11 protein-coding genes are annotated in these 8,043 nt (G+C 62.0%); 5 read left to right on the forward strand and 6 right to left on the reverse strand.

Translation table 11 applies throughout. The features are described from left to right. The 4 genes from WBV42_RS06200 to WBV42_RS06215 form a co-directional block, all read left to right on the forward strand. On the forward strand, positions 1 to 509 hold a 509-nt coding region (locus tag WBV42_RS06200), incomplete at its 5' end, for a hypothetical protein (protein ID WP_423985252.1). Positions 510 to 590: 81 nt separating this feature from the next. After that, on the forward strand, positions 591 to 1,367 hold the full coding sequence (locus WBV42_RS06205) for an aldo/keto reductase (protein ID WP_423985253.1): 777 nt from the start codon (positions 591 to 593) through the stop codon (positions 1,365 to 1,367). Between the two features lie 94 nt (positions 1,368 to 1,461). After that, the gene (locus tag WBV42_RS06210) at positions 1,462 to 1,743 is read left to right on the forward strand and encodes a hypothetical protein (protein ID WP_423985254.1); all 282 of its coding nucleotides are present in this window, start codon (positions 1,462 to 1,464) and stop codon (positions 1,741 to 1,743) included. 1 nt (position 1,744) lies between these two features. Further along, positions 1,745 to 2,260, forward strand: a complete 516-nt coding sequence (locus WBV42_RS06215) for a winged helix-turn-helix transcriptional regulator (RefSeq protein ID WP_423985255.1) — start codon at positions 1,745 to 1,747, stop codon at positions 2,258 to 2,260. Between the two features lie 9 nt (positions 2,261 to 2,269). Here the strand turns inward: WBV42_RS06215 and WBV42_RS06220 are convergent, their stop codons facing one another. From WBV42_RS06220 to WBV42_RS06240, 5 genes are all read right to left on the reverse strand, one after another. Then, entirely contained in the window at positions 2,270 to 2,809 is a 540-nt protein-coding gene (locus WBV42_RS06220) for a hypothetical protein (RefSeq protein ID WP_423985256.1), read from the reverse strand. Further along, positions 2,806 to 3,156, reverse strand: coding sequence for a thrombospondin type 3 repeat-containing protein (locus WBV42_RS06225; RefSeq protein WP_423985257.1), 351 nt, complete (start codon positions 3,154 to 3,156; stop codon positions 2,806 to 2,808). The genes WBV42_RS06220 and WBV42_RS06225 overlap by 4 nt, the downstream gene beginning before the upstream one ends. Further along, the gene (locus WBV42_RS06230) at positions 3,140 to 4,033 is read right to left on the reverse strand and encodes an FAD:protein FMN transferase (RefSeq protein ID WP_423985258.1); all 894 of its coding nucleotides are present in this window, start codon (positions 4,031 to 4,033) and stop codon (positions 3,140 to 3,142) included. The genes WBV42_RS06225 and WBV42_RS06230 overlap by 17 nt, the downstream gene beginning before the upstream one ends. 164 nt (positions 4,034 to 4,197) lie before the next feature. Then, a complete protein-coding gene (locus tag WBV42_RS06235; RefSeq protein ID WP_423985259.1) occupies positions 4,198 to 6,210 on the reverse strand; it encodes an AMP-binding protein in 2,013 nt (670 codons plus the stop codon). A 58-nt stretch (positions 6,211 to 6,268) separates the two neighbouring features. Further along, entirely contained in the window at positions 6,269 to 6,580 is a 312-nt protein-coding gene (locus WBV42_RS06240) for a DUF7565 family protein (RefSeq protein WP_253228232.1), read from the reverse strand. Positions 6,581 to 6,845: 265 nt separating this feature from the next. On the opposite strand from WBV42_RS06240, the gene WBV42_RS06245 reads away from it, so the two are divergent. Further along, positions 6,846 to 7,580 (forward strand): PHP-associated domain-containing protein, encoded by a 735-nt coding sequence (locus WBV42_RS06245; RefSeq protein ID WP_423985261.1) that lies wholly within the window; start codon positions 6,846 to 6,848, stop codon positions 7,578 to 7,580. Between the two features lie 18 nt (positions 7,581 to 7,598). Here WBV42_RS06245 and WBV42_RS06250 read toward each other — a convergent pair. Next, positions 7,599 to 8,043: metal-dependent hydrolase (locus WBV42_RS06250; RefSeq protein WP_423985260.1), on the reverse strand; the 445-nt coding region annotated here is incomplete at its 5' end.

The following is an 8,043-nucleotide window of genomic DNA, read 5'->3' on the forward strand; positions in this document are numbered from 1 at the left end:
GTAGCGTTCTGCTCGGCGCGAGCGTGCGGTTCGACCCGCCGAACGACATCGACGCGCGTGTCCTGCTCGCACCGACCGAGGCGGTTGGCGAGTACGAACTTCCTCCGGGTGGACAGTACGTCGCCTACGGCGATGCCCCCGCCGATCCGACCGTCTCGCACTTCGAAACCGACGTGTGGAGCGAAAATCCGGTCTTTCCCGAGACGCCGCTTTCGTCCGATACGCCCGCACTCACGGGAGCGCGTGAAGTGTCCCACGCCGAGTTGCTCGACGCCGGAACCGCGGTGGCCGACGAATGGGGACTCGACCCGTCAGATTCGGTCGCGGTTCGTGCACCGTTGTCGGACCCGCGGACGATAGCCGCCGGACTCGTCGCGCCGCTCCTCGTCGGCGGGGAGTGCGTCCTCGATACCGAACGGACGGCAGATTTCGCGGTCGTGGACGACGATTCGGGCGCATCGAACGCGCCCGAATCGTCTGCGATCACGCTGGACGACGTTCCGCTGTGATCATCGAGATTTCGCTGTAATCCTCGTTTCTTCGACTTCCGCAACCACATAGATTAGGACCCCTCTCCACGAATCCCGACCATGACCACGACGGACATCGACGACGGTTCGGCCATCGGTCTCGGCACGATGGGAATCGACGATCCGGAGCAAATCGCCAACGCCATCGAGATGGGGTATCGCCACCTCGATACGGCACAGATTTACGACAACGAGGCGGTCGTCGGCGAGGCCATCGAACTCGCCGACGTCCCGCGCTCCGACTTGTTCGTCGCCACCAAAGTCTGGGCTGATAGCCTCGCCCCCGGCGACGTGCTGTCGAGCACCGAGGAGAGCCTCGACAAACTCGGTCTCGATACGGTCGATCTGCTCTACGTCCATCGCCCGATAGAGACCTACGACCCGGAAGAAACGCTTCCGGCCTTCGATCGACTTCGGGATGACGGCCGTATCGAACACGTCGGGGTCAGCAACTTCGGCGCTGAGGAGATCGAGGCCGCCCGCGACGTGCTCGACGCGCCGATAGTCGCCCATCAGGTCGAGATGCATCCGCTTTACGAGCAGTCGGAACTCCTCGCGGATGCGGCGGCACACGACACCACCCTCGTCGCGTACTCGCCGATCGCACAAGGCGAGGTGTTCGACCTGCCGGTAATGGCGAATCTCGCCGAGAAACACGACGCGACCGCGGCACAAGTTGCGCTCGCGTGGGTCGTCGAGAAGGGGGCGGTCCCCATTCCACGGTCGGGGAGCGACCACCATCTGCGAGAGAACTTGGCGGCGGGGGAGATCTCCCTCGATGCCGAGGATATCGCGCGAATCGACGCTATCGACCGCGAGGAGAAGCTGTTCGAGTAGTCCGTGTGGGAGTGGGGGCTCGCGTCGCTCGTCACCGTTAGACGGTTGTACGAGAACGCTTTTGCCCTGGCCGTCGAATCGCACTCGGTAGCTCATGGCGATACGCGCGGACGAGATAGAGTTGGTCGTTAGTCTCGGAATACTGCTCGTTAGTGTGGGATTGGGGTCCTTGACGTACCTGACGTGGCGGCGCGAGCGCGAGCGGCGGTTGGCCGTCGTCACCGTCGCCTACGGCCTGTTCGCCTGCCGTGGACTGGCGGTCGTCTTCGAGGAAACGGTCTTTACCGGCGTACAGCCCGAACTCGTCGATCATCTCTCGTCCCTGTTCGTCCTGTTCGGCCTCCTGCTGTTCTTCGTGGCGATAGTGCGGGAGTGAAATGGACGAACTCGAACTCGACTCACGGCGGGCCATCTTCGGCGAGATTCACGCGACGCCGGGGATTCATTTCCGTGAGTTACTCCGCCGACACGAGTACGCGCAGGGGACGATTCAGTACCATCTCCGGTGGCTCGAAGACGAGGGGTTGGTCGAGTCCTCCGACGACGGGAACTTCACCCGTTACTATCCTGCCCACTCGTTCGAATCGGGGGACAAAACGACGATGAACGCCCTCCGACGGAAGTACTCGCGGCGAATCATCGCCCAACTCGCGTCGGAGGACGAACTCAGCACCGCGACGTTGAGCGACCGTGTCGAGAAGTCCCGTTCGACCGTCTCGTGGCACCTCTCCCGACTTCACGAGGAAGGAATCGTGGAAAAGGAACGCGACGGGCGTACCGTGCTGTATTCGCTTCGGGACCGCGACCGGGTGATGCGCCTCTATGCGACCTATCAGGCGAGTTTACGCGACCGGCTGCTCGACAAAGTCCTCGACCTGTGGGACGTGTACTGAGTTCGTCGTTTACCCGGTTGGGTTGACGAGGCTCGTTCCTTCGAGGAGCTTCAAGGCCAGCGCGAGTATCACGAAGACCACGGACCCGACAACGAGTTGACCGAGGAGGCCGGTCATATCGCTTCCAATGGCGACTGCGTGGATGATTCCGAACGCGAATCCACCGTATGCGAGGGCGTGAACCGCCCCCGGATTGTCGAACCGCCGCGGTTCGAGAAAGCCCAGTGTGGCGAGGACGAGCACCACCAGCGAGACGGCTCCGACACCGACACCAGCGAGGAACAGCGAGAGCGGGTAGTTCGGCGCGGGTGCGCTCCCATCGACGACCAACCACGCATCGACGGTTCCGACGATGGCGTGAACCGCCATCATGCCGATGCCGAAGACGGCGAGTTCGATGTGTATTCGACGGGAAAGTCGGTGTATCAAGCCGAACCCTCGGGCGGTGAAGAAGATGCCCGTCAACACGGTCAGCCAGAGTGCCGGAAAGAGCACCAGCGCCGATGCACGGTCGAGATACCACAGCGTGAGCGTGACGAACCCGTTCATGATGCGTGGGTCGTCGTCACGACGGGACAACCCAAATCGTTGCCCTGACCGCGCCCGGCCTTATACGGACATTTGTCGGCGCTGTTCGGGACACCGTCCCGGTCGTCGTCGCGTTGTTGGGTCGTCGTCCCTGTCCCGGTTCCGGTCCTGGTCCCGGTCCTAGTCCCGGAACTCGTTCCAGTCCGGTGATGATCGGTCGTTGGCGGCGTGTAGTGGACGGTCGGTTTCGCCTGCGTCTCCTTTTGATGGGTCGTTCGATACGCCATAACCCCCGACGCGAAGACGAGCGAGGCGACCACCACCAGCAGCGCGATCAGCGTCCGACGACGCTTAGCGGACGTGTCCATCGAATCCCTCCGTTTCGTGAAAAACGCCCTGTCGGATGACAAGCGCCTCCGCACCCTCCCATCCCTCCGCCAAACGAATCGCCTCGCCCGGCCGAAGCGCGGCGAGCGTGGTGGCGAGGGCGTCGGCTTCCATGCAGTCCCGACGCGCGACGACCGTCACGAGATCGTTTCGTGACCGGGTTCGCTTCTCGTTCGGGTTGTAGATGTGCTCGATACCGTCGCGGTTGCGTCGATAGCCGCCCGATGTGGCGACGTTCCACTCCGTCGAGAGGACGCGGAGGAACGTCCCGACATCGTCCGGGCTCTCGATACCGACCGGTCCGGTCGGCCGTGCGATGTCGCCGCCGCCGTCCACGAATCCGCGTCGGCCGACGCCCGAAAGCGTCTCCTGTGCTCGGTCCACGATATAGCCTTTGGCGAGCCCGTTACAATCGAGCGGTCCGTCGGTCCGCACGGTGTCCCCATCGACCGTCACGGACGACGGATCGAACGTCGGGTCCGGCGCTGTCGGATCCTCTCCCCGAACGTACGCTTTCACCTCGTGTTCGACGGCACCGTGACGGATGTCGAAGACGCCGTCAGTTCGGTCGTAGTACTCCAATCCACGGCGAACGATTCGCGCGACGTGACCGTTCGTGACGCTCCCCGTTCGATTCAGCTCGGCGATGTAACTCGATTCGTCGAATGCGTCCAGTTCCCGCTCCAATCGAAGCGCCGATTCCTTCGCACGCTTACAGGCGGAGGTCGCACGGACGCCGTCAGCACCGATTCGAAACGTCGTATCACAGCAGTCGAAGGACGTGCCGGCTCCGCCGACCCTTCCGTACAGTCGGTCCGTGGACGCCGCCAGTCGAGCGCGTATCGGGGGCCGATGCATGTCCACATATTCAGAAGCTGGTATGATATCGATTCGCGTCCATCCATCGAACCGTCAAGCGGCGTCAGTCCACCCAAGAGCGACGTCCATCCGATCATCGACTATCCGCCGAATCACCACCATCCATCCGATCACCGAAACAGAACCTGCGCCCGAAAAGGGGATCAGTTCGCTTCTTCGAGCCTGTCGAGCGCGTCGGGGTTCTCGATGCTGGACATGTCACCCAAGTCCTCGCCCGTGTAGGCCGCCTCGATTGCCCGGCGGATGATTTTCCCGGACTGCGTTTTCGGGAACTCGTCCACGAAGAGGACCTCTCGGGGACGGAACGGTTTGCCGAGCTCCTCACCGACCTGTTCGCGGAGTTCGGCACGCAGGTCGTCGGAGCCTTCGACACCGGATTCGAGGATGACGTAGGCGACGACGGCCTGTCCGGTCGTGTCGTCCGGAACGCCGACGGCGGCGGCCTGATTCACCGCGTCGTGGTCCATCAGCGCGCCCTCGACTTCCGCGGGACCGACCTTCCGACCGGCCACGTTGATGGCGTCGTCCGAGCGCCCGTGGAGGAACCAGAAACCGTCCTCGTCCTTCTGTGCCCAGTCGCCGTGGTTCCACAGGTCGTCGAACCGCGACCAATAGGTGTCCAGATAGCGTTCATCACCCGACCAGAGCGACTTCGTCATCGACGGACAGGAGTCGCGGGCAACGAGGTAGCCGCGTTCGTGCGCGTCGGCGATAGATTCGCCCTTCGCGTTCACGATGTCGATGTCCATACCGAGACCCGGCCCGCCGAGCGTACAGGGTTTGAGCGGCTGGGTTGGCATGGGCATCAGGAAGCAACCACAGATTTCGGTGCCGCCGGAGATGTTGATGATGGGGGCACTGCTCCCGCCGACGTTCTCGTAGAACCACAGCCACGATTCCGGGTCCCACGGTTCGCCGGTCGAACCGAGCAAGCGCAGCGATGAGAGGTCGTAGTCGTCCAACCACTCGTCGCCGTACCCTCGAAGCGCGCGAATCGCGGTCGGCGAGATGCCGAAGACGGTCAGGCCGTGGCGGTCGATCATGTCCCAGAATCGGTCGGGTTCGGGGTAGTCCGGTGCCCCTTCGTACATGAATATCGTGCCGCCGAAGGCGTGGTTACCGATGAGCGTCCACGGACCCATCATCCACCCGATGTCCGAAACCCAGAAGAATCGATCAGCGTCCTTGTGATCGAAGCCGAAGTAGATCTCCTTCGCACACTGCATCAACTGCCCGGCGTGCGTGTGGACGATGCCCTTCGGTTTCCCCGTCGTCCCCGACGAGTACAGCAGCATCGACTCGTCGCTCGAATCGAGTTCCTTCGTCTCGTACTCGTCGTCCTGTTCGAGGACGGCTTCGTCCCACCGTTCGTCGCGGTCGTCGTTCCAGGGAACCTCGAGTTCCGAGGCACTGTGTTCCTCGCTGCCCAGTCGCTCGTAGACGATGGTGTGCTCGACGTGGCCCGCTTCCGCGATGGCCTCGTCGGCGGTGTCCTTCAGAACGACCTCGCTACCACGGCGGTAGAAGCCGTCGCCGGTGAACAGCACGGAACATTCGGAATCATCGATGCGGGTCGCAGTGGCGTCGGTTCCGAACCCGGAGAAGATCGGCACCGCGATCGCGCCGACTTTGAAACAGCCGTAGAGGATGGAGATGACCTCGGGAACCATCGGCATGTACAGGCCGACGGTGTCGCCTTTCTCGATGCCGCGCGCTTCGAGCGCGTTGGCGACCATGTTCGCCTCGCGGTACAGTTCGTGATAGGTGATCTCCCGAACGTCACCCGGCTCTCCCTCCCAGATGCAGGCGACTTTGTTCCGGGTCGGGCTATCGACTCGCGCGTATCGATCGAGGGTGTTGTGCGCGATGTTGATTGTGCCGCCGGGGTACCAGTCCGAGAACTGTGGTCCCTCGCTGTCGTCACGAACCGTGTCGTACTCCTCGTAAAAGTCGATGTCGAGGTAGTCCACCAGTTCGTCCCAGAACCAATCGACGCCGGAAGACGCGTCTTCCGAGCCATCCGTACAGGTGCGCTCGATGAGTTCGTCGTAGTCATCGATGTCGTGTTCCTGCATGAATTCCCAGACGTTCGTGGATTCCACGAACTCCCGTGACGGTTCGTGGACGATTTCGTCTACGTCCGCAAGTGTGTCCATATCATGACCTCCGTGTGGCAAGGATTGCGCACCCGCCTCAAAATAGTTTGTTACCTCCTCAGAGCAGTTCGCTCGCGTTCCCCTCGTCGAGTCGGGAGACGACTTGCTTGAGGTCGGCGGACTCCTCGATTTCGTCGCGGACGCGCTCGCGCGAGCGTACGTCGCTCGAATCGGCATCGTAGGCGCGGACGTACTCGGCCCGGGAGTGTTCGTCGAAGGCGTGGCGGATGGCGAGGTATCCGTCCGGGACGACCGTCCCGCAGACTTTGCACTCCCGTCGTTCGTGCTCGGTCGTCTGATGGACGATGGCGTCCTCGACGCTGGCGAACCGTTCCCCACAGCCGTCGATGTCACATTCCCAAGCGCTCATGTGTTGATTCTCTAATTCCCATGATATAATTGTTTCTTGCTCGTCATCCGAAGGTCGTTCGGCTCGCCGAGAACGACTCGATTGTACGTCCTCCCGAGAGTCCCACTATTTCGAGGACGACGCACCGACGAACCCGGAAACCGACGCGGGGAGAACTCATCACTATCGTTCGTTCGATCAAGCATATGATACCGAAACCAGAACCACTATCGTTCGACCGCCGAAATATCCTTTCGTGACCGACCGCGACGGATTCAGGGTGGACATGCACGTCAAAGTGCTGGACGAAAAGGTCGTCAGACGGGCGAAAGAACGCGGCCTCGACGCGCTGGTGTACGCGCCACATTTCATGCGGCTCCCCGAAATTCGTCAACGTGCGGAAAAATTCTCCGACGACGAGTTGCTCGTCGTCCCCGCTCGCGAGGTGTTCACCGGAACGTGGCGGAACCGAAAACACGTCCTGGCGATCGGATTGGACGACCCCGTCCCCGACTTCATCTCGCTCACGGCAGCGATGGAGGAGTTCGATAGACAAGACGCAGCCGTCCTGATTCCTCATCCGGAATTTCTCAGTGTGGGCGTCACGGAGGCGGACATCCGCGTTCACGCCGACGTCATCCACGCCGTGGAAACCTACAACCCCAAACACTGGGACCGACACAACCGCCGAGCAAAGGAGATCGTCAAGAACACCGGAAAGCCCGCGTTCGGGTCGTCGTACGCACATCTCCGTGGAACCATCGGGGAAGTGTGGACGGCGTTCGGTGAGGACATCGAAACCGAGGACGAACTCGTCGAACGGCTTCGGGCGGGGAACACGACGCGGGTCCTCCATCGGACGGGACGGAGCCACGAACTCCGTCGCCGACTGGAGTTCTCACACCTCGGGTACGAGAACTCGTGGAAAAAGATCGATCGCCTCGTCCTCTCGGGCATGGAAGCCACGCATCCCGACCACGAAACGTACGGCGGGAAGTTCGACGACAGAAGTGTGTACTGAACGGTCGTTTTTCGAGCGCTATTGAAGGCCGACTGCGGTCATCCCCGTGTCGATGAGGAATTGACCGTTGACGATCACAGCAGCGACGACGAGTTCGAACACCGTCACTGCGAGCGTGACCATCGCGGCGTAGCTACTGGAAACCGAGACGCCGAACGGCGCGCCGAACTCGCGTTCGTACGGGTAAAACAGCGCCAGACCGCGTTTGCTCCCGAGCATGTCGAGGGCGTAGTGGGTTAGGACGCCGATCCAGACGTATTGCAGGTTACCGAACACCATCGGGAAGAAGTAAAACAGCGCGAGGATCGGGAGGTTGTGGAGCGTTTTCCGGTGTTTGCCGAAGGCGGTGTCCACGTCCGGAAAGAGCGCGCCGAGGATGACCGGAACGCCGACTGCCACGATTGAGTAGAACGTCTCCACGTCACCCGACGGATGGAGAACGTATCCGAGCCCGACGCTGAGA

Source organism: Haladaptatus sp. (assembly GCF_049589095.1).
Taxonomy (GTDB): domain Archaea; phylum Halobacteriota; class Halobacteria; order Halobacteriales; family Haladaptataceae; genus Haladaptatus.

What these genes read in the sequence shown, in the direction of transcription:
- WBV42_RS06205 (WP_423985253.1), top strand. Translation starts at nt 591, where the DNA reads ATGACCACGACGGACATCGACGACGGTTCGGCCATCGGTCTCGGCACG.
- WBV42_RS06210 (WP_423985254.1), top strand. Translation starts at nt 1,462, where the DNA reads ATGGCGATACGCGCGGACGAGATAGAGTTGGTCGTTAGTCTCGGAATA.
- WBV42_RS06215 (WP_423985255.1), top strand. Translation starts at nt 1,745, where the DNA reads ATGGACGAACTCGAACTCGACTCACGGCGGGCCATCTTCGGCGAGATT.
- WBV42_RS06220 (WP_423985256.1), bottom strand. Translation starts at nt 2,809, where the DNA reads ATGAACGGGTTCGTCACGCTCACGCTGTGGTATCTCGACCGTGCATCG.
- WBV42_RS06225 (WP_423985257.1), bottom strand. Translation starts at nt 3,156, where the DNA reads ATGGACACGTCCGCTAAGCGTCGTCGGACGCTGATCGCGCTGCTGGTG.
- WBV42_RS06230 (WP_423985258.1), bottom strand. Translation starts at nt 4,033, where the DNA reads ATGCATCGGCCCCCGATACGCGCTCGACTGGCGGCGTCCACGGACCGA.
- WBV42_RS06235 (WP_423985259.1), bottom strand. Translation starts at nt 6,210, where the DNA reads ATGGACACACTTGCGGACGTAGACGAAATCGTCCACGAACCGTCACGG.
- WBV42_RS06240 (WP_253228232.1), bottom strand. Translation starts at nt 6,580, where the DNA reads ATGAGCGCTTGGGAATGTGACATCGACGGCTGTGGGGAACGGTTCGCC.
- WBV42_RS06245 (WP_423985261.1), top strand. Translation starts at nt 6,846, where the DNA reads ATGCACGTCAAAGTGCTGGACGAAAAGGTCGTCAGACGGGCGAAAGAA.